Annotated in this window: 14 protein-coding genes; 8 read left to right on the top strand and 6 right to left on the bottom strand. The window is 67.0% G+C overall.

All coding sequences use genetic code 11. The features are described from left to right. Positions 1 to 72 precede the first annotated feature (72 nt). The gene (locus tag AB4Y35_RS11880) at positions 73 to 1248 is read left to right on the top strand and encodes a porin (protein WP_254355771.1); all 1176 of its coding nucleotides are present in this window, start codon (positions 73 to 75) and stop codon (positions 1246 to 1248) included. A 175-nt stretch (positions 1249 to 1423) separates the two neighbouring features. On the opposite strand, the gene AB4Y35_RS11875 is transcribed toward AB4Y35_RS11880, so the two are convergent. Both AB4Y35_RS11875 and AB4Y35_RS11870 read right to left on the bottom strand, forming a co-directional pair. Further along, complete coding sequence (locus tag AB4Y35_RS11875; protein ID WP_028207721.1) at positions 1424 to 1762, bottom strand: P-II family nitrogen regulator; 339 nt, start codon at positions 1760 to 1762, stop codon at positions 1424 to 1426. A gap of 75 nt (positions 1763 to 1837) precedes the next feature. Then, positions 1838 to 3949, bottom strand: a complete 2112-nt coding sequence (locus tag AB4Y35_RS11870; protein ID WP_368704525.1) for an NAD(+) synthase — start codon at positions 3947 to 3949, stop codon at positions 1838 to 1840. Between the two features lie 228 nt (positions 3950 to 4177). On the opposite strand from AB4Y35_RS11870, the gene AB4Y35_RS11865 reads away from it, so the two are divergent. The 3 genes from AB4Y35_RS11865 to AB4Y35_RS11855 all read left to right on the top strand — a co-directional run bounded on the left by AB4Y35_RS11865 (position 4178) and on the right by AB4Y35_RS11855 (position 8765). Further along, a complete protein-coding gene (locus AB4Y35_RS11865) occupies positions 4178 to 5350 on the top strand; it encodes a GNAT family N-acetyltransferase (protein WP_368704524.1) in 1173 nt (390 codons plus the stop codon). A gap of 82 nt (positions 5351 to 5432) precedes the next feature. Continuing rightward, positions 5433 to 5753, top strand: a complete 321-nt coding sequence (locus tag AB4Y35_RS11860) for a GIY-YIG nuclease family protein (RefSeq protein ID WP_368704523.1) — start codon at positions 5433 to 5435, stop codon at positions 5751 to 5753. 159 nt (positions 5754 to 5912) lie between these two features. Beyond that, entirely contained in the window at positions 5913 to 8765 is a 2853-nt protein-coding gene (locus AB4Y35_RS11855) for an EAL domain-containing protein (RefSeq protein WP_368704522.1), read from the top strand. A 71-nt stretch (positions 8766 to 8836) separates the two neighbouring features. Here AB4Y35_RS11855 and ppa read toward each other — a convergent pair whose 3' ends face one another. Beyond that, positions 8837 to 9364 carry an inorganic diphosphatase gene (gene ppa / locus AB4Y35_RS11850; protein ID WP_028207725.1) on the bottom strand — a complete coding sequence of 176 codons (528 nt, stop codon included), beginning with the start codon at positions 9362 to 9364 and terminating at the stop codon, positions 8837 to 8839. A gap of 296 nt (positions 9365 to 9660) precedes the next feature. On the opposite strand from ppa, the gene AB4Y35_RS11845 reads away from it, so the two are divergent. The 3 genes from AB4Y35_RS11845 to AB4Y35_RS11835 all read left to right on the top strand — a co-directional run bounded on the left by AB4Y35_RS11845 (position 9661) and on the right by AB4Y35_RS11835 (position 13370). After that, complete coding sequence (locus AB4Y35_RS11845) at positions 9661 to 11100, top strand: aldehyde dehydrogenase family protein (RefSeq protein WP_368704521.1); 1440 nt, start codon at positions 9661 to 9663, stop codon at positions 11098 to 11100. Between the two features lie 30 nt (positions 11101 to 11130). Continuing rightward, the gene (locus AB4Y35_RS11840; protein WP_069265421.1) at positions 11131 to 11889 is read left to right on the top strand and encodes an SDR family oxidoreductase; all 759 of its coding nucleotides are present in this window, start codon (positions 11131 to 11133) and stop codon (positions 11887 to 11889) included. A gap of 161 nt (positions 11890 to 12050) precedes the next feature. Then, positions 12051 to 13370, top strand: a complete 1320-nt coding sequence (locus tag AB4Y35_RS11835; RefSeq protein WP_368704520.1) for an MFS transporter — start codon at positions 12051 to 12053, stop codon at positions 13368 to 13370. Between the two features lie 87 nt (positions 13371 to 13457). On the opposite strand, the gene AB4Y35_RS11830 is transcribed toward AB4Y35_RS11835, so the two are convergent. From AB4Y35_RS11830 to hemC, 3 genes are read right to left on the bottom strand one after another with little or no spacing between them, the layout of a single operon-like run. Then, entirely contained in the window at positions 13458 to 14657 is a 1200-nt protein-coding gene (locus AB4Y35_RS11830) for a heme biosynthesis protein HemY (RefSeq protein ID WP_368691918.1), read from the bottom strand. Positions 14658 to 14660: 3 nt separating this feature from the next. Next, positions 14661 to 16838 carry a fused uroporphyrinogen-III synthase HemD/membrane protein HemX gene (gene hemDX, locus AB4Y35_RS11825; RefSeq protein WP_368704519.1) on the bottom strand — a complete coding sequence of 726 codons (2178 nt, stop codon included), beginning with the start codon at positions 16836 to 16838 and terminating at the stop codon, positions 14661 to 14663. Next, positions 16835 to 17887: a hydroxymethylbilane synthase gene (gene hemC, locus AB4Y35_RS11820; RefSeq protein ID WP_368704518.1), complete on the bottom strand. Its 1053-nt coding sequence runs from the start codon at positions 17885 to 17887 to the stop codon at positions 16835 to 16837. Before hemC ends, hemDX begins: the two co-directional genes overlap by 4 nt. Positions 17888 to 18340: 453 nt before the next feature. Here hemC and ppc point away from each other — a divergent pair, with 453 nt between their 5' ends. Continuing rightward, positions 18341 to 21415 carry a phosphoenolpyruvate carboxylase gene (ppc, locus tag AB4Y35_RS11815; protein WP_368704517.1) on the top strand — a complete coding sequence of 1025 codons (3075 nt, stop codon included), beginning with the start codon at positions 18341 to 18343 and terminating at the stop codon, positions 21413 to 21415. Positions 21416 to 21463: the final 48 nt, after the last annotated feature.

Raw genomic sequence — 21463 nt, 5'->3', positions numbered from 1 at the left:
GCAGCGCCGCCAAGCGCACGGACGTCTTTCGCAGTACTAAGGTTGACTCTTTGACAGGGTATGGAGGAGAAGATGAAGAAAGCTTTGCTCGCCGCAGCATTGATGTCGGCTGGCGTGATCGCGCATGCACAAAGCAGCGTCACGCTCTACGGCCGCCTCGACATGGGTGTGGCGTATATGAACGGCATTGGTGCCGGCAGCGGCGCAAATGGTCAAGCCACCCACGGCTCCAGCCAGGTTCAGCTCGAAAGCGGCTACTGGGGCACCAGCCTCTGGGGCATGAAGGGCGTTGAAGACATCGGTGGCGGCAACAAGGTTCTGTTCCACCTGGAAGGCAGCTTCAGCACCGCGAACGGCTCGCTCGGCTCGGCCGGCTCGCTCTGGAATCGCTGGGCAACTATCGGCGTCGCGAACGACCAGTTCGGTACGCTGCTGGCTGGCCGCATGCTGTTCATCTCCAACGGCATTTGGGACTTCGACCCGTTCGGTCAGTCGAACTGGTCGTCGGCTTCGATGGTCCGTGGCCGCAACTGGCCGCAATCGAGCAACAACATTTCGTACCAGTCGCCGAACTGGTACGGCTTTGACGTGTACGGCCAGTACGCGTTCTCGAACGCGACGAACTGGAACGGCAACAACACGACGCCGTCGGGTCGCGAAGCTGGCCTGCAACTGACCTACACGAGCTCGTTGTTCCAGATCCGCGGCCTGTATGACGAAATCCGCAATCCGAACAATGGTCAGCTCGGCGGCCTGTACAACGCGCTGGACGGCAGCACGAAGACGCCGCTCTCGACCTCGCAAGGTAACGGCAACGGCGTATTCGCCTACTCGCGCGATTACATGGCCATGTTCAACCTGTTCCTCGGCGCGTTCAAGGTTCAGGGCGGCTACGAAGCCATCCGTTCGTCGGGCATGAATCCGGGCATCATCGGCCAGCCGACCACGCTCGACCACGAGTGGGGCGGTGTGACGTGGCAAATGACGCCGGCTGCAGCCCTGATCGCAGCGGTCTACCACGTCAATGCGAACAACGGCGGCGGCAACGCCACGCTGTACACGATCGGCGGCTCGTACAACCTGTCCAAGCGCACGCTGCTCGACATCCAGGCAGGCACGGTGCAGAACAGCAAGACGGCCAACTTCGGCCTGAACGCCAACAACTTCGGTACGGCCGCAAGCACGGGCAACCCGGTTCCGGGCCACAGCCAGGTTGGCGTGTACGCAGGTATCCAGCACTCGTTCTAATTCGAAGCGAGTGTAGAAAGAACAGCTACATCGACGTTTTCACGCTGCTGCGAGAGGCGCGTATCGGTGCGATGTCCGAAAGGGTATCGCACCGTTTTTTATTCTGGGGACGGGCCGCGCAGGCGGCGCCGTCCCTTTTTCTATGGGTGCTTCCGGTGTTCGAAGGCGCGCGGCCTCAAACCGCCGCTTCGTTTTCCTCGCCCGTGCGGATGCGGATCACGCGCTCCACGTCGGTCACGAAGATCTTGCCGTCGCCGATCTTGCCGGTGCGCGCCGCGCCGATGATCGCGTCGATCACCTGGTCGGCCTGGTCGCTCGCGACCACCACCTCGATCTTCACCTTCGGCAGGAAGTCGACCACGTATTCGGCGCCGCGGTAAAGCTCCGTGTGGCCCTTCTGGCGGCCGAAGCCCTTGACCTCGGTGACGGTCAAGCCCGTGAGGCCCACTTCGGCGAGCGCCTCGCGCACTTCGTCGAGCTTGAACGGTTTGATCACGGCAGTAATGCGTTTCATGGCGAACCTCGTCTCGTTATCGGATTTGTCGGAAATTTCGGTACATATCGGGATTCTACGCTGTGCGGCCGGGGCTCACGCCGAGGGCTTGCCCGCAGGCGCCGCGCTCGCCCCGCCCGCTTCGTCGGGTACGCGCTCCAGATCGGCGAGCCAGACCACCGACTCCGAATCGCTGGGCGCGCGCCAGTCGCCGCGCGGCGAGAGCGAGCCGCCCGAGCCGACCTTCGGCGCATTCGGAATGCAGGTGCGCTTGAACTGGCTCTGGCGGAAGAAGCGGTCGAGGAAAATGCGCAGATTGCGCTTGATCGACGCGAGATCGTACTGATTGCGCGCGACCTTCGCGTTCTCGGGCCACGCGCCCGCTTCGCGGTCACCCCACGCGTGGCGCGCGAGGAACGCGACCTTCGAAGGCGCGAAGCCAAAACGCAGCGTGTAGTAGAGGTTGAAGTCCTGCAACTCGTAGGGGCCGATCGTGCTTTCGGTTTTCTGCTCGGGCGCGCCATCGGACTTGCCGGGGATCAGCTCCGGGCTGATGTCGGTGGCGAGAATCGCTTCGAGCACGTCGCGGCCGCTCTCCCCGTTCTGGCCAATCTGGCCCGTTTCGGCCACCCAGCGCACGAGGTGCGTGATGAGCGTTTTCGGCACGCTCGCATTCACGTTGTAGTGCGACATGTGATCGCCCACCCCGTATGTGCACCAGCCGAGCGCAAGCTCGGAGAGATCGCCCGTGCCGATCACGATCGCGTGGTTGAAGTTGGCGAGGCGGAACAGGTGATTCGTGCGCTCGCCGGCCTGCACGTTTTCAAAAGTAATGTCGTAGGTTTCCTTGCCTTCCGAGTACGGATGGCCGAGGTCTTCGAGCATCTGCATGCAGCTCTGGCGAATGTCGATTTCGCGTGCCGTGCAGCCCACCAGCGCCATCAGCTCGCGCGCCTGGCGCAGCGTGCGCTCGCTCGTGGCGAACCCGGGCATGGTGTACGCGAGGATGTTCGCGCGCGGCAGCCCGAGGCGATCCATCGCCTTCGCGCACACGAGCAGCGCATGCGTGGAGTCGAGCCCGCCCGAGACGCCGATCACCACCTTCTTGATGCCCGCCTGCGAAAGCCGCTGCACGAGCGCCTGCACCTGGATGTTGTAGACCTCGTTGCAACGCTCGTCGCGCCGCTTCGGATCGGCCGGCACATAGGGGAAGCGCTCCACGCGGCGCGAGAGCGCGAGCGCGTCGCGCTGCCATGCGCCCTCGCCGGCCAGCTCGCATGAAATCACGCGGAACTTCGCGACTTCATCGGCGTGGCGGCGGATCGAATCGCCGAACGTGGTCTGGCGGATGCGCTCCTGCTGCAGCCGTGCGAGATCGACATCGGCGAAGATGAGGTGCGAGTCGTCGGAGAAGCGCTCCGACTGCGCGAGCAGTTCGCCGTTTTCGCACACGAGCGCGTGGCCGTCCCAGGCCATGTCGGTGGTCGATTCGCCCTTGCCCGCCGAGGTGTACAGGTACGCGGCGAGACAACGTGCCGACTGTTGCGAGACCAGCTGCTGACGGTAGCCCGCCTTGCCCACCACGACGTTCGACGCCGAAAGATTGACGAGCACCGAAGCGCCCGCGAGCGCCGCGAACGACGACGGCGGGATCGGCACCCAGACGTCCTCGCAGATCTCCACGTGAAAGCGCAGACCCGCAACCTGCGGCACCTCGAACAGCAGCGACGCGCCGAACGGTACGTCCGCGCCGGCGAGGCGCACGGTGTCGGTGCTCGCGCTATCGGCGGCGCTGAACTGGCGCGGTTCGTAGAATTCGCCGTAGTTCGGCAGGAAGCTCTTGGGCACGACGCCCGCCACGCGCCCGCCCGCCACGACGGCTGCACAGTTGAAGAGCGAATGCCCGGCGCGCACCGGCAGCCCCACGATCATCACGATCGGCAACACCGCCGACGCTTCCACGATCTGCGCGAGTGCACGCTCGCAGGCGTCGAGCAACGCTTGCTGATGGAACAGGTCGTCGCAGGTATAGGCCGAAAGCCCAAGCTCGGGGAACGCGACGAGCGCCGCGCCCTGCGCGGCGGCCTCGCGCGCGAGCGCGAGCGTCTCGCTGGCGTTGAATGCGGGATCGGCCACACGGCAGCGCGGCACGCCCACGGCCACGCGCGCAAAGCCGTGCGTATAGAGATTGAAGAAGCGCTCTTTCATTTCGATAACCTTGAGGCGGGCGCGCTGCGCACGCAAGCGCGCGCTCTGACGTTCGGGCTGCTTGACACCGCTTGATGCCGCTTTGGAACCGCTCGATGCTGCCCGGCTGACGCCGCTGCACGAAGCGCGGCGGTCCTCACCCGCTCGGGACGTTTGCTTTACCATGACCGTTTGCCGCGGCAGGCGCTGCTGAACGACCCAAGCCGCATCCCACGCCAACGGGCACGCATGAAACAGGAACATTTCGATTATCGCACGGGCATCCTCGGCTCACCGTCCGAGGTCGACGCCGCCGAATGGAACACGCTGCTCGCGCGCCAGGCGCAGCCTACGCCCTTTTTGCGCCACGAATTCCTCGCGGCGCTCGACGCCACGCGCTGCACCACGCCCAACGAGGGGTGGGCCGCGCAATTCGTCACGCTCACCGACACGCGCACGGGCCGCCTCGCCGCCGCCGCGCCGGTGTATCTGAAGGGCCACTCGTACGGCGAGTACGTGTTCGACTGGGCCTGGGCCGACGCGTACAAGCGCAACGGCCTCGAGTACTACCCGAAGCTCCTGTGCGCCGTGCCGTTCACGCCGGTGCAGGGCACGCGTCTGATCGCCGCCGATGCAACCGCGCGCCGCCATCTGGCCGCGACGCTGCTCGCCTTCGCCGAGCAGGCCGACGTCTCGTCGCTGCACGTGCTCTTTCCGACCACCGAAGACGCCGAGGCGCTGACCGACCTCGGCATGATGCAGCGCGAAGGCGTGCAGTTTCACTGGCTCAACGACGGCTATCGCGACTTCGAGGACTTCCTCTCGACGCTGGAGCAGAAGAAGCGCAAGAACATCCGCGCGGAACGCCGCAAGGTGCACGACGCGGGCGTGACGATGCGGCGTGTGCGCGGCGAGGACATCAGCGACACCGAGTGGCGCTTTTTCAGCCGCTGCTACCGGCAAACCTACCGCGAGCATTTCTCTTCGCCGTACCTGAATCTCGACTTCTTTCGCAGGATCGGCGAGACGATGCCGGAGAATCTGCTGCTCGTGATCGCCGAGCGCGAAGGCAAGCCGATCGCGAGTTCGCTCGTGGTCTGGCAACGCGGCGAGAATGGCCAGGGCGGTACGCTCTATGGCCGCTACTGGGGCGCGCTCGAACACGTGCCCTGCCTGCACTTCGAGACCGCGTATTATCAGCCGCTCGAATTCTGCATCGAGGAAAAGCTCGACGTGTTCGAAGGCGGCGCGCAAGGCGAACACAAGATGGCGCGCGGTTTCCTGCCCACCGCCACGCGCTCGGCGCATTGGCTCGCCCATCCGGCGTTCTCCGATGCCGTCGCGCGCTTTCTCGAGAGCGAGACGAACCACATTCACGCCTACATGCACGAACTCAATGAGCGCAATCCTTTTCGAGCGTGATGCGCGCGTTGCCCGTACGTAAAATTCACGCGCGGTGTGTCCTGAAACACGCTCGCCCATAACGATCATCGCTTCCAGAACTATGCCGTGGTTCCTCTACATGCTCGAATGCGCCGACGGCAGCGTCTACACGGGCATCGCCATCGACGTCGCCGCCCGCTTCGCCCAGCACGCGAGCGGCACGGGCGCGCGCTACACGCGCTCACGCAAGCCGGTGCAGGTGCTCGCGCAATTCGAGTTCGCCGACCGTGCGCGCGCCTCGAGCGCCGAGTACTGGGTCAAGCGCCTCACCCCACGCGAAAAGCGCGCGCTCGCGCGCGGCGCGCGCACGCTCGAATCGGTCCTGCCCCCGCCGCCCCCACCGGCCCCGGAAGAAGCCCCGGAAACCGCAGCGCCCGAATGAGCAAACGCCTCGCGCCAAGAGCGTTTGCTCTTTTCATCGAACGCGCCGTCTAAAGCCTAAAGCCGCCGCAGCCCTCGCCGTTATTGCTCACAAGACGCCGGTCTTAGCCCCCGGCGTGCGCTCTCATTTCACCTCGCAAGCCGAAGGGACCGGTGAAGCATGAAGAGACCCATTAAAACGGAGACGAGCCAGCTTGCCCCCGGTTGGCACGGATTGCGGCGCACGACCGCGGTCCTGCTGCCGCTATGGCTGCTCGCTGCCGTCATGGCCGCGATCGCCGCGGTCAGCCTCTCGATCATGTCGATCCTGCTTGCCTATGTGGCGGGGGAAAGCAGTTGGTCGAAGGGTCAGAAGGACGCGGTTCACGCGCTGGAGCGCTATGCACGCACCGGCGACGAGGTGGACTACCGCGCGTTCCTCGCCGGCATTGCCGTGCCGCTCGGCGACCGTGCGGCGCGGCTAGAGATGAACCGCGCGCAGCCGGACACCGCGGCGATCCGGCACGGTTTCGAGCTGGGCCGCATCGCGCCCGCCGATATGGACGGCATGACCTGGGGCTACCGCACGCTCAAGAACACGCCGTGGATGCGCCCGGCCGTAGCCTTCTGGGAGATCGGCGACCGTTATATCCTGCGTCTTGCCGATACCGGCGAACGCCTGCACGCGCTCGTGCAGGCGGGCAAACTGCACGCGCCCGAGTCCACCGGCCTCGTGCAGGAACTGCGCGAGATCGACAATCAGCTCGCGCCCATCGAAAGCGGCTTTTCCCGCTCGCTCGACGACGCCGCGCGCGCCACACGCTCGCTCCTCACGCTCGCGCTCGCCGCCTCCGCGATCGTGCTGCTCGGCGTGTTCTCGCAATTCATCCGCCGCGCGCTCGCACGCAGCGACCGCCTCGAAGCCGAAGTGCGCAAGAACGAGGAGCGCCTCACGCTCGGCTTTGAAGGCATCAACGCCGGACTCTGGGACTGGGAGGTCGGCAGCCGGCAATGCTACTTCTCGAACTGGCTCTACGAGCAGCTCGGCTACGATGTGGGCACGCGCTTCGAAAGCGACACGGGCCTCACCCAGCTCGTCCACCCGGACGACCTCACGCTCGTGCGCCACGCGCTGCGCCAACACCTTGCGCGCGCAACGACTTTCGATGTGGAGTTTCGTCTGCGCACGCTCGCGGGCAGCTACTGCTGGTGCCGCGCGCGCGGCCAGGCGGTGCGCGACGCGCGCGGGCGCGCCGTGCGCATGGTCGGTTGCCTGTTCGACATTTCCGAGCTGAGGACCGCCGAAGCGAAGGCCTATACCGAACGCGAACTGGCGGAGGTCACGCTGGCCTCGATCGGCGAAGCCGTGATCCGCACCGACGAGCACGCGCGCGTGACCTACTGCAACGCGGTGGCCGAACGCATGCTCGGCCGCGCGGCCGCCGGGATGCTCGCGCAACCGTTCGACGCGATCTGCGATCTGCGCAACGACGCGCACGAACCGCAGCGCTTCGATCTCCTGATGAATTCTCAGGCGGCAGGCAACGCAGGCGGAGCGAGTCTGCACGTGATGCGCCCGAACGGCTCGCGTCTCGCGGTCGACTACTCGGTGTCGAGGCTGCGCGACGCGCAACGCCGCGTGATCGGCACCGTCATCGTGCTCTACGACGTGAGCGCGCTGCGCGAGCATGCCGCCCGCCTCGCCTACCAGGCGACCCACGACGAGCTCACCGACATCTACAACCGCCGCGAATTCGAGCGGCGTCTGGCCGCGTTGCTCGACGAGAGCGCGAGCGCACCTGCCGGACAGCCTGGCCATGCGGTCATGTTCCTCGACCTCGACCAGTTCAAGGTCGTCAACGACACCTGCGGCCACTCGACCGGCGACGAATTGATCCGCCAGGTCTGCCGCGTGCTCAAGAGCGAGTTGCGCGGCGAGGACATCATTGCGCGCCTGGGCGGCGACGAATTCGGCGTCGTGCTGCCGCATTGCACGGCCGCGCACGCGTCGCTGCTTTCGGAGAACCTGCGCGCGGGCATTGCCGCGATCCGCTTCACGGGCGCCGGGCGCATCGTGCAGACGAGCGTGAGCATCGGCCTCGTCGGCGACGCGGCGGGGCTCGTTTCCGTGAAGGAGGTGATGAAGGCCGCGGACGTGGCGTGCTACATGGCGAAGAAGAAAGGCCGCAACCGCGTGCACCGCTTTCGCTATGACGACGAGGAACTCTCGCAAACGCACGCGCAGATGGCGTGGGTCTCCGACATCAAGGCGGCGCTCGAGAACGGCCAGTTCTGCCTGTTCGGCCAGAAGATCCTCTCGCTCGCGCAATCGTCCACATCGGCATCGGCGGCCGACGACACGCACGTCGAACTGCTGCTGCGCATGCAGTCCGCCTCAGGCGCGCTCGTCGAGCCTTCCGCGTTCATCGGCGCGGCCGAGCGCTTCGACCTCATGCCGGCCATCGACCGCTGGGTGATCGCGAGCGCGTTCGCGATGATCGCCGAAGGCACCCACGACTACGGCACCTGGTCGATCAACCTCTCGGGCGCCTCGCTCGGCGACGAGCAGCTCGCCGACTATATCGAGGAGCAGCAGCGCATCTGGTCCATCCCGTTCGAGCGCGTGTGTTTCGAGATCACCGAAACCGCCGCCATCACGAACCTGGACGAGGCGATCACGCTCATCGAACGCCTGCGCGCGCAGGGCTGCCGCTTCGCGCTCGACGACTTCGGCGCGGGTATGTCGTCGTTCAACTACCTCAAGCATCTGCACGTCGATTATCTGAAGATCGACGGCAGCTTCATACGCGGCATCATCGACAGCCCGCTCGACCAGGCCATCGTGCGATCGATCAACCAGGTCGCGCACGCAGCAGGCAAGCTGACGATCGCCGAGTGCGTGGAGGACGCCGCCATCGTCGACTGGATGATCGCGATGGGCGTGGACTACGCGCAAGGCTACGCGGTGGGTAGGCCCGCGCGATTCGATATCCTGCCGGGGCCCGAACTGCGCGACGTCGCCGAAGTGGGCTGATCGCGCGCCCATGAAAAAACCGCACGGCCCTGACAGGCACGTGCGGTTTTCGATCAAACCTGCAGCGCGATTTACTTCTTGAAGTTCGCCACGCCTTCGGTGATTTCCTTGTGGGCGGCTTCGATGCCGACCCAGCCTTCGACCTTGACCCACTTGCCCTTTTCGAGCGCCTTGTAGTTCTCGAAGAAGTGCTTGATCTGGTCCTTCAGGTACTCGGGCACGTCGTCGAGCGACTTGAGGTTGGCCGTCATCGGGCAGACCTTGTCGTGCGGGACCGCGATCAGCTTCGCGTCGACGCCCGACTCGTCGGTCATTTGCAGCATGCCGAGCGCGCGCGAACGCACCACCGAGCCTGCCAGCAGCGGGAACGGCGTGATCACGAGGACGTCGACCGGGTCGCCGTCGCCGGAGAGCGTCTGCGGAATGAAGCCGTAGTTCACGGGATAGCGCATGCCCGTGCCGACGAAACGGTCGACGACGAGCAGGCCCAGGTCCTTGTCGGCTTCGTATTTCACCGGATCGCTTTGCGCGGGAATCTCGATGATCACGTTGAAGTCTTGCGGCAGATCCTTGCCGGCGGGGACATTTGCAAAGCTCATGAGCGCTCTCTGTTGAGAAGGGGAAAAATCGACGGCTCGCGCGGAAAAACAGCACGGAACCGAACGTCGCGGACGTTGGAGGATGGACGCCATTATAGCCAATCGGCCAGGGCGGCCGGCAGTTCGGCCCAGGGCTTTCCCGCACGCAGATGAAGTGCCTGCTGAATTGCTGCGCGTGGCGCCCGAAATTGGCGCGATAATCGATCTGCCGGCGCGGCCCGCCATCGGGTGATCCGAGTCACGTTTCGGCGACGTTTCCCGTTTTGCGTTTCCCTCCCCATTTACGAGGCGCATGCATGGAAGAAGCGAAGCACTTCATCGGCGGCGAATGGCAATCGCCCGCCAGCGGCGAGACGCTCGCCGCGATCGACCCCTCCACCGGCCAGCCGTTCGCGCAGCTCGCGCGCGGCAATGCAGCCGACATCGACTCGGCCGTCACGGCCGCACGCAAAGCCTTCGAAGGCGCCTGGGGCGCACTGAGCGCCGCGGAGCGCGGGCGACTGCTGTTCGCGCTCTCGGGCCTGGTCGGCCAGCACAAGGAAGAACTCGCGCAACTCGAAGCGCGCGACACCGGCAAGCCGCTCAAGCAGGCGCGCGCCGACGCCGCCGCGCTCGCGCGCTATTTCGAGTTCTACGCCGGCGCCGCCGACAAGCTGCACGGCGAAACCCTGCCCTACCAGGCCGGCTACACGGTGCTCACGGTGCGCGAGCCGCACGGCGTGACGGGCCACATCGTGCCCTGGAACTACCCGATGCAGATCTTCGGCCGCAGCGTGGGCGCGGCGCTCGCCACCGGCAACGCGTGCGTGGTGAAGCCCGCCGAGGACGCCTGCGTGTCGCTGCTGCGCGTGGCCGAACTCGCGCGCGAAGCCGGCTTGCCCGCGGGCGCACTCAACATCGTCACCGGGCTCGGGCATGAGGCGGGCGCGGCGCTCAGCGCGCATCCCGGCATCGACCACATCTCGTTCACGGGCTCGCCGCAAACGGGCAAGCTCGTCGCGCAGATGGCCGCCGAACACCACGTGCCCGTCACGCTCGAACTGGGCGGCAAGTCGCCGCAAATCGTCTTCGCCGATGCCGATTTCGATGCCGCGCTGCCCGTGCTCGTCGCCGCCATCGTGCAGAACGCGGGGCAGACCTGTTCGGCAGGCAGCCGCGTGCTGATCGAGCGCAGCGCCTACGAGCCGCTCATCGACCGCCTCGCCGCGTCGTTCGGCAAGTTGCGCGTGGGCCCGGCCAGTGCCGATCTCGACTGCGGCCCCCTCATCAACGAGAAGCAGCGCCAGCGCGTGCGCGGCTTTCTCGACGAAGCGGCCGCGAGCCGCATCGCCACGGCGGCAAGCGGCAAGCTCGAAGCCGATGCGCCGAGCGGCGGCTTCTACGAAGTCCCGACGCTCCTGCGCGACGTGCCGCCGCAAAGCCGCCTCGCCCAGGAGGAAGTGTTCGGCCCGGTGCTCGCGGCCATGCCCTTCGAGAGCGAGGAAGAAGCGCTCGAGCTCGCCAACGGCACGCCGTATGGCCTCGTCGCGGGCATCTGGACGCGCGACGGCGCGCGCCAGATGCGTCTCGCCCGGCGCGTGCGCGCGGGCCAGGTGTTCGTCAACAACTACGGCGCAGGCGGCGGCGTCGAATTGCCGTTCGGCGGCACGCGCCACTCGGGACACGGGCGCGAAAAGGGCTTCGAAGCGCTCTATGGCTTCACGGTGCTCAAGACCATCGCGATCCGGCACGGCTGAATCATGTCGATAAACATAAACGGAGACACCATGCGACTCAAAGGCAAGACGGCCGTCGTGACGGGCGGCGGCTCGGGCTTCGGCGAAGGCATCGCCAGGACCTATGCGCGCGAAGGCGCGAACGTCGTCATCAACGATCTGAACGGTGACGCCGCTGAGCGCGTAGCGAGCGAGATCGCGCTCGCAGGCGGCAAGGCCATCGCCGTGCAGGGCGACATCACGCGCGAAGCCGACTGGCACGCGCTGCGCGAGGCGGCGATCGAAGACTTCGGCAGCGTGCAGATCGTCGTCAACAACGCGGGCACCACGCATCGCAACAAGCCGGTGCTCGAAGTGAGCGAAGCGGAGTTCGACCGCGTGTACGCGGTCAACGTGAAGGGCCTCTACTGGAGCGTGCGCGCGTTCGTGCCGCACTTTCGCGAGCGCGGCGGCGGCGCGTTCGTCAATATCGCATCGACGGCCGGCATCCGGCCCCGGCCCGGGCTCGTCTGGTACAACGGCAGCAAGGGCGCGATGATCGTCGCCAGCAAGGCGCTCGCCGCCGAGCTGGGCCCCGACCAGATCCGCGTGAACTGCGTGAATCCCGTGATCGGCGATACGGGGCTCACGGCCGAGTTCATGGGCGTGCCCGACACGCCCGAGAACCGCCAGCGCTTCGTCGCGACCATTCCGCTCGGGCGTTTTTCCACGCCGCAAGACGTCGCCAACGCGTGCCTCTATCTCGCCTCGGATGAGGCGGCGTTCATCACCGGCACCTGCATCGAAGTGGATGGCGGGCGCTGCGTCTAGTGGCGCCCGCTAGCCGACCGATCGGTGTTTTCCCCGACATTTACGCGCCGTCGCACCACGGCGGCGCGTATAGAATGATCGTGCTTTCGCGTCGAATACCCGCCATATCAAGGTGGCAATACAACAAACACGCCAACGAGCAAGATCGCTAAGGAGACACCATGGCCAGTCCAGCGAATCATCTGCCGCAAGCGGGAGCGGGCGCCCCGCCCTCCGCCTTCGAAGAAGCCACGTACCGCAAAGTCGCGTGGCGCCTCATTCCGCTTCTCATGCTGTGTTACGTGGTCGCGTATCTGGACCGCGTCAACGTGGGCTTCGCCAAGCTGCAGATGAGTTCGGCGCTCAATCTCTCCGATGCGGTCTATGGCTTCGGCGCGGGCATTTTCTTCATCGGCTACTTTCTGTTCGAAGTGCCAAGCAATATCATCCTGCATCGCGTGGGCGCTCGCGTGTGGATCGCGCGCATCATGGTCACGTGGGGCCTCGTCTCCATCCTGACGATGTTCGTCACCACGCCCACCATGTTCTATGTGATGCGCTTCCTGCTCGGCCTGTGCGAGGCGGGCTTCTTCCCCGGCATCATCCTCTATCTCACCTACTGGTATCCGGCGCACCGCCGCGGGCGCATGACCACGTGGTTCATGACGGCCATCGCACTGTCGGGCGTGATCGGCGGACCGGTGTCGGGCTGGATTCTCAAGTCCTTTGACGGCGCGAACGGCTGGCAAGGCTGGCAGTGGCTGTTCCTGCTCGAAGGGCTGCCTTCGGTGATCGTCGGCGTGCTGGTGTTCTTCGTGCTCGACGACCGCATCGGCAAAGCGAAGTGGCTCACGGATGAAGAGCGCGCGCTGCTCGAACGCAACATCGCCGCTGAAGATGCCACCAAGGAGGACCCGCCGATCATGACCGTGCTCACGAGCGCGCGCGTGCTGGTGATGAGCCTCACCTACTTCTCGTTCGTGATGGGCCTCTACGGCGTAAGCTTCTGGCTGCCCACCATCATCAAGGCGACCGGCGTGAAAGACGCGCTCACGATCGGCCTGCTTTCGGCGATTCCGTTCGCAGCGGCCGTGGTCGGCATGGTGCTGGTGGCGAAGAGCGCCGACCGCACGCGCGAGCGCCGCTGGCACATCGCCGTGCCGGCCGCCATCGGCGCGCTCGGCCTCGTGCTGTCGGTCACGTGGGCGCACGACACGACGCTCGCCATGACGGCGCTCACCATCGCGACCATGGGCATTCTCACCACGCTGCCGCTGTTCTGGAGCCTGCCCACGGCCTGGCTCGCGGGCACGGGCGCGGCGGCCGGCATCGCGCTCATCAACTCGATCGGCAACCTCGCGGGCTTCCTGAGCCCGTATGCGGTGGGCTGGCTCAAAGAGGCCACCAAGGCCAACGACTCAGGCATGTACATGCTCGCGGCGTTCATGATCCTGGGCGGTCTGCTCGCGCTTTCGGCGCCGGCAAAGCTCGTGAACCGCTAACCGCATTACGGCTTCAGCCAAAACAAACGGCCGCCTGTTTTGCAGGCGGCCGTTTTCGTTGCGGCTTCTGATTCGTGGCGGGCTGCTTTACACCACGTTCATCGACAGTGCGCTTTCGCGGTAGTGCGAAGCCGCCTTCTCGCCGTCGCCAAGTTGCTCGTGCAGGCGCGCGAGCGCGCGATGCGAGCGGATCTTGAGCGGTTCGTTCTGCGTGGCGTCGGCGGACTTGAGCGCGGCTTCGAGGAACGACTGCGCCTTGCCCCACAGTTGCTGCTTCAGGCACAGACGGCCCAGCGCGAACAGCAGGTCGCCGTCCTCGGGACGTTCCTTGCGCCACGCCTCGGCCTTCTGGATGAGCGGCAGCGCGTCGCTGCCCGCCGTGTCCGGATAGCGGCGCAGCAAACGCGCGTCCCAGTTCTGCGAGAGCGCTTCCTCGACGATCTTGCGTGCGTCGGCCTGGCGATCGAGCGCGATCAGCAGTTCGGCGGCGCAGTCGGCGAGACGCGGCGAGTGACGCTCGACGTTCGAGAGCGACTGCCACAGCTCGAGCAGCGCATCGGCGTTGTGACGACGGTCGCGCAGCAGATTTTCCGCCGCGAGCTGGCGCAGGCGCACGGCCACGGCCGGGTGCAACGCCTCGCGCTTTTCCAGCGTCTTCACGAGCTTGAGCACTTCGCTCCAGTTCTTGAGCTGCTGCTGCGCGCGCAGTGCGATCTGTTGCGCGTGGATGCGGCGCCCGCCCTGCGTGCGCATTTCGGTGAGCGCGGCGAGCGCGCCATCGGCGTCGCGGCCGTCGGCGCGCATGTCGGCGGTCGCCATGAGGCGCGCTTCCTGGAGGTCGGGGTCGTCGACCTGGGTGAGCCATTCGTCGCGGCGCGCGTATTCATGCAGACGATGCGCGGCCGTCGCGGCGATCAGGCCCGCGGCGCTCGTGTTCTTCGCGTCGGCGAGCGAATCGCGCGCGGCTTTCTCGGCGCGCGAGAAGCGGCCCGCGTAGAGATTGCCCACGGCGTCGCGCAGTGCGGAGTGCGCCTTCTCGGCGCGCATGCGCGCGCGGTAGGCGGCCACGCGGCGCGGCATCGTCACGATGTTGCGCGCGAATCGCAGGATCGCGTACAGCAGCAGGAACGCCACCACGATGCCGACCACGAACAGGTTGAGCGAGACGTCCACGCGATACGGCGGATAGACGAGCAGCACCTGCCCGGTGTCGAAGCGCCCGACGGTCGCGAGCGCGACGGCGATCGCGAAGAGAAGCGCGAGCCAGAGGAGTCCACGGATCGCCATGTCTTACCCCCGGCTCCGGTATTGCTGGATCGCCTTCAGGCTCGTGTCGAGCGTGGGCAGCGCAACGGCGGCCGAGCCGTCGTTCACTTCCTTGAGCAGCCCGCGCACGGTTTGCGTGTCTTTCGACGCGCCGTCGAAGTAGCGTGCGAGCGTGGCGTCGGCGGCCGCGAGGTCGGACTTGAGCGTTTCCTGGTTGCGCGAGAGCAGCGAGAGGCGCGCCGACAGCAGACGCAGCTTCAGGTTCTCACGCACGAAGTAGCCTTGATCGGGCGACACCAGCATGGCGTCCGCGTTGTCGATGCGGCGCACCTGCACGAGGCTCGCGATCTGCTTGCCCACGCCGTCGACGAAGGTGTTGATCCACACCTTCCATTTCGGCTGGTTGGTCGCCGCGGCAACCTGGGCGATATCGGCGGGCTGCGCAGCCTCGGGCTTCGTATGCGCGACGATCGCCTCGCCCGAAAGCGGCAGCGAGTCGATCTGGCCGAGCGCGGTGTCGAGCTTGATGGCGAGACCCGTGAGGTCCGTCGACGGCGCGGCCTTGAGCTTGTCGATGTCCTGCGCGATCGCCTTGCGCACGGCGATGGCCTGCGCGTTGTCCGAGGCGGCGAGGCGCGTGTCGGCGCTTTGCAGCGCGAACAGTGCGAGCTGCGTGTTGCCCGTGAGCTGGAGCTGTTCGCTCGCGCTCGACAGCATCTGGCCGACTTCGGCGAGCGTCCAGTCGTCGCGGCTCTTCGACAGATCGGCGTATTGCTGCGCGAGCGCCTGCTGCGAATTCTGCGCGTCGGCGATCTTGCCTTCGAGCTGGGCGATCTGCTTGTCGACCTGCTGTGCGCCCGCAACGGCCTGGTCGGCGCGCGCACGCAGCGCGGCGGTCTGCTGCTCGCTCGCCTGCTGGCGTTGAATGGCCTGCATGCCGAGGTTGTCGACCTTGCGATTGAGGAAATAGCCGCCTGCGCCCGAGCCCGCCGCGACCAGCACCAGGACGAGCCACAGCAGCGCCGAGCCTGCGCCGCGCCGCCCGTTGCCCGCGCCCGGCGGCGGCGTCAGCGGCGCGGAAGAGCCCGCGCCCGACGACGCATACGAAGGCCGCGCCGATGCGCTGCCCGATGCCGACGCGCCCGTCGCGACGGCGCCCTGGTTAGCTGTGCTGCTTGAGTTGTTCGAATCTGTCATGCGTGGGTTGGTCGGCGCCTGGGCCGGAGTGTTCTGAACCGGTTGAACAACGGAAGAAGCGAGGCCTAGCAGCGTCTCGACGATGCGTTCGTCGCCCGCGCCGGACACCGTAATCCTATCAAAACCCATTGAGCGCGCCGTCTCGGCGATCCGCGGGTGCGGCGCGACGAGCGGCGCATGACGCAGCTCGACGATCTCGCCCGCCGTGAGGTGCTCGCGCGCGAGTTCGTCCAGGTTGCGCACGCCCTCGGAGCTCGTGACGAGCCATGCGTGCGGCGCGCCTTCGAGCAGCGCGTGCACCTGGGTCCAGGCGGCGATGGGCGGCTCGGGCACGACGCGGCGGTAGGCCGCCACGGTCTCGACTTCGGCGCCCGCTTCGCGCAGACGCTCGGCGAGCCACTCGCGGCCGCCATCGCCGCGCACGATCAGGACGCACTTGCCCGCGAAGGCGTCCACGCCGAAGCTCTTTTCGAGCGCCGCGTAGAGCGACTCCGAATCGAAACGCGCGGGCTCTTCGTCCCCCGCGCCCGCGGGGCTCACCACGCGATGGTCGGGTGCCGCCACGCCGTGCCGCTCGAGCGCGGCCACGCTCGCCGGGCCGACCACGGCCACGGGCAGCGCGGGCGGCCAGATCGACGAGACCGAGGCATAGCACGCAAACGCGCGATCGACGGCGTTCGGCGAAACGAACACGACGAGCGCATAGCGTTCGAGCGCGCCGAGCGCGGCGCGCAGCGGCGCTTCGTCGGTCACGGGCGCAATGGCGATGAGCGGGAAGTCGAGCGTGCGCATGCCGTGCTGCGCGAGTTGCCCCGCGAGACCATCCGACTGACCGGCCGGCCGGGTAATCACGACGGTGAATGGCTTACCGTCACCATTGCCACCGTTGCTGTTATCGCCGCTTGCCGTCGACGCGCGCTTCGCGCCGGCGGAGGCGTCGCCCGGACCGCCCCAGTCGTCGGGCTGGCTGGGGTTGCCGTACGGGTGCCTGGGGCCGGCCATCATCTGGAGGCCGGGCCTTCGCCCGTGCCGGTTGGGTTGTGGGCGGCGGCGCCACTGGCGGGCGCCGTATTCGGGCCATCGGCGGCCTGCGCCGCGTCCGCGAGTGCGCGCACGATCTCGAGCGCGCCCTGCGCGATGAGGTCGTCGGCAACGCGGCGGCCGAGCGCCATGGCCTCGTCGACCGTGGACGCGGCGCTGGCCTCCTGCGCGGCGAGCACGCGGCTCGCGTCGGGCGTGGCGATCGTGCCGCGCAGCGCAAGCTTGCCGTCGTGCCACTGCGCGTAGGCCGCGAGCGGCACCGTGCAGCTGCCGCCCAGTGCGCGCGAAACCATGCGCTCGGCTTCGACTGCCTTCGCGGTGGCGTCGTCGTGCAGCGGCGCGAGCCATGCGGCGATATCGGCGCGATCGGCGCGGATCTCGATGCCGAGCGCGCCCTGGCCCGCCGCCGGCAGGCTGTCCTCGGGCTCGATGAGCGCGCGGATACGCGCGCCGAGGCCAAGGCGCTTCAGGCCCGCAGCCGCGAGAATGATGGCCGCGTAATCGCCGCGGTCGAGCTTGGCGAGGCGCGTGTCGAGATTGCCGCGCAACGGCTTGACGTCGAGATGCGGATAGCGCGCGCGGATCATCGACTCGCGGCGCAGGCTCGACGTGCCCACCACGCTGCCCGCCGGCAACGCGGCGAGCGAGTCGTAGTCGTTGGAGACGAACGCGTCGCGCGGGTCCTCGCGCTCCATGATGGCCGCGAGCGTGAAGCCTTCGGGCAGCTCCATCGGCACGTCCTTGAGCGAGTGCACGGCGAGATCGGCGCGGCCCTCGGCGAGCGCCTGCTCCAGTTCCTTCACGAAAAGACCCTTGCCGCCCACCTTCGAGAGCGTGCGGTCGAGAATTTGATCGCCGCGTGTCGTCATTCCAACAATTTTCACGTCGCAGGCTGGATATAATTTGTGCAGCGCAGCTTGCACATGCTCGGCCTGCCACATCGCGAGGCGGCTCTCCCGCGAAGCGATCACCAGGGTGCGGGGCATGGGCGCGGATAACGTCTCGGAGTTCATGGCAAGTACATCGAATGACGGGATGAAAAGCAGGATCGGATAACAGGCAATGTTAGCACGCGCCCTTTTTACCGCCTCCCCGCAGGGACAGGCTGACAGGGCGCGGGCGGCGGCAAGGAAGAGACTCAGGCGTTGCAGCGGCGCTTACTATACCCATCGTAGGCAAACTGGCGCGCGTCTGGCATGCGGCTGGCACATACGCGGCCCGCGCGGCGCCGCTTCGGCTTGCGCTCGCCCTCGCAGCGGCGCACTCTCCCGCAAGGCCTGCACCCGGCGCACCGCCATTGGCGGGCCGCGCCGCCTCTGCCCTATCCGCACGGCTCGCGCAGGGTGGCACCTTCCACCCTCTCCAGGTTGCACCCGCAGTACACGGCCCGGCACGCGCCGCGGCCATGCAGTTGGCAGTTCTCCGACTAACCTGCCCATATCCTGGCAAGCCTCAAGGAAAACATCGTGAAGTCTTCAGGCTCGGCGCGCGCAGAGCGCCGCAACACCGCATCGCAGAACGCAACTTCGAAGGCCGCATCGGCCACGCCGTCCACGAAACCGGCGAAAACGACGAAGACCACGAAGACCACGAAATCCACGACGACCCAACCGGCCGCCGAGGCTGTCAAGGCGGCGAAGACGCCGAAGGCCGAAAAAGCGACGAAGGCCGCGCAGGCGGCGAAGGCTCCGAAAGCGAGCGCCGGCGCTCCGCGCAATGGCCGCGCGCGCGACGACAAGGACCAGCCGCTCTTCGAAGACATCCGCTATCTGGGCCGCCTGCTCGGCGAAGTGCTGCGCGAGCAGGAAGGCGACGCCGTGTTCGACGTCGTGGAAACCATTCGTCAGACCGCCGTGCGCTTTCGCCGCGAGGACGACAACGCCGACGCGCTCGCGCTGGACAAGCAGCTGCGCGCGCTCTCGCCCGAGCAGACCGTGACGGTCGTGCGCGCGTTCAGCTACTTCTCGCATCTTGCGAACATCGCTGAAGATCGCCACCGCAACCGCCGCCGCCGTATTCACGACCTCGCGGGCTCGGCGCCGCAGGCGGGCACCATCGCGCATTCGCTCGAACGTCTCGCGCTGGCGGGCGCGGCCGCGACGCCGGTGCTCCAGCAGTTCTTCAACGACGCGCTGATCGTCCCCGTGCTCACCGCGCACCCCACGGAAGTGCAGCGCAAGAGCACGCTCGACTCGCAGCACGACATCGCGCGCCTGCTCGCCGAGCGCGACCAGCCGCTCACGCATCGCGAGCTCGAGCACAACGAGTCGCTCCTGCGCGCGCGCGTGACCTCGCTCTGGCAAACGCGCATGCTGCGCGACTCGCGCCTGACCGTGGGCGACGAAATCGAAAACGCGCTTTCGTATTACCACACGACCTTCCTCACCGAGATCCCGGCGCTCTACAGCGAGATCGAAACGCAGCTGAAGGAGCACGGTCTTTCGGCGCGCCTGCCCGCTTTCTTCCAGATGGGCAGCTGGATCGGCGGCGACCGCGACGGCAACCCGAACGTCACCGCCGCCACGCTCGAAGAGGCGAGCGAGCGCCAGGCGCAGGTGATCCTGCAGCACTACCTCGACGAAGTGCACCGCCTGGGCGCCGAGCTTTCGGTGTCGAACCTGCTCGCGGGCGCAAGCGACGAGCTCAAGGCGCTGGCCGAAGCCTCGCCCGACCAGTCGCCGCACCGCGTGGACGAGCCGTATCGCCGCGCGCTGATCGGCGTGTACACGCGCGTCGCCGCGAGCGCGCGCGTGCGGCTGGGCGAAGGCGTGGTGGCCGTGCGCAGCGCGGGCCGCAACGCCGCGCCCGTGCGCGCCAAGCCCTACGCCGATGCGGACGAGTTCTCGCACGACCTGCATATCCTGATGGATTCGCTCGCCGAGCATCACGGCGCGTCGCTCGCCACCACGCGGCTTGCGCCGCTCATGCGCGCCGTCGACGTGTTCGGCTTCCATCTCGCCTCGATCGATCTGCGCCAGAGTTCGGACATCCACGAAGCCGTGATTACCGAGCTGCTCGCACGCGCCGGTGTCGAAGCCGACTACGCGGCGCTTTCCGAAGAAGACAAGCAGATCGTGCTGCTCGCGCAGCTCGCCGATCCGCGCACGCTGCGCTCGCCGTACCTCGACTATTCCGAGCTCGTGAAGAGCGAACTGGGCGTGCTGGAAATGGCGCGCGTGACGCGCGAGAAGTTCGGCGCGCGCGCGGTGCGCAACTACATCATCTCGCACACCGAAACGGTTTCCGACCTGCTCGAAGTGATGCTGCTGCAGAAGGAAACCGGCCTCATGAGCGGACGCCTCGGCCACGCGGAAGACCCCGCGAAGGCCGCGCTGATGGTGATCCCGCTGTTCGAGACGATTCCCGACTTGCGCCACGCGCCGGGCATCATGCGCGACCTGCTCGCGCTGCCGGGCCTCGACGGCATCGTCGAGCACCAGGGCAACGAGCAGGAAATCATGCTCGGCTATTCGGACAGCAACAAGGACGGCGGCTTCCTCACCTCGAACTGGGAGCTGTACCGCGCGGAGCTGGCGCTCGTCGCGCTGTACAAGCAGCGCGGCATCACGCTGCGTCTGTTCCACGGCCGCGGCGGCACGGTGGGCCGCGGCGGCGGCCCGACCTACAACGCGATCCTCTCGCAGCCGCCGGGCACGGTGGAAGGCCAGATCCGCCTGACCGAGCAGGGCGAAGTCATCGCGAGCAAGTTCGGCAATCCGGAGATCGGCCGCCGCAACCTCGAAACGGTGATCGCCGCGACGCTCGAAGCGACGCTGCTGCCGTTGGGCGGGGCGGGCAACGCGCCCGACCAGCTGCCCGCATTCGAAGAGACGATGCAATCGCTCTCCGACGCCGCGATGGCCGCCTACCGCGCGCTCGTCTACGAGACGCCCGGCTTCACCGACTACTTCTTCGCCTCCACGCCGATCACGGAAATCGCCGAGCTGAACATCGGCAGCCGCCCGGCCTCGCGCAAGCTGCAGGACCCGAAGAACCGCAAGATCGACGATCTGCGCGCGATCCCGTGGGGCTTCTCGTGGGGCCAGTGCCGCCTGCTGCTCACGGGCTGGTACGGCTTCGGCAGCGCGGTCGCCTCGTATCTCGACGATGCGGGCAGCGACGCCGAGCGCGCGCGCCGTCTTGCGATGTTCAAGAAGATGTACAAGACCTGGCCGTTCTTCTCGAACCTGCTCTCGAACATGGACATGACGCTCGCGAAGACCGACCTCGCGGTGGCCTCGCGCTACGCGCAGCTCGTCGCGGACAAGAAGCTGCGCAAGCTCGTGTTCGAGCGCATCGTGGCCGAATGGGAGCGCACGACGAAGGTGCTCGGCGAGATCACGGGCGCGGCCGTTCGGCTCGCCGACAACCCGCTGCTCGCGCGCTCGATCAAGAACCGCTTCCCGTATCTCGATCCGTTGAATCACTTGCAGGTGGAACTGATCAAGCGCTATCGCGCCGGCGACCCGAGCCCGCGCGTGCGGCGCGGTATTCATCTGACGATCAACGGGATTGCGGCGGGGCTGCGCAATACGGGTTGAGCGTTCGAACTGTGCTGATGTGCAAACGGCGTCGTGCCCTCGCGGTCA

The organism is Paraburkholderia sp. EG286A (genome assembly GCF_040965375.1).
Taxonomy (GTDB): Bacteria; Pseudomonadota; Gammaproteobacteria; order Burkholderiales; family Burkholderiaceae; genus Paraburkholderia.
The sequence above is the reverse complement of the archived record's forward strand: the minus strand, read 5'-3'. Positions and strand labels throughout refer to the sequence as shown.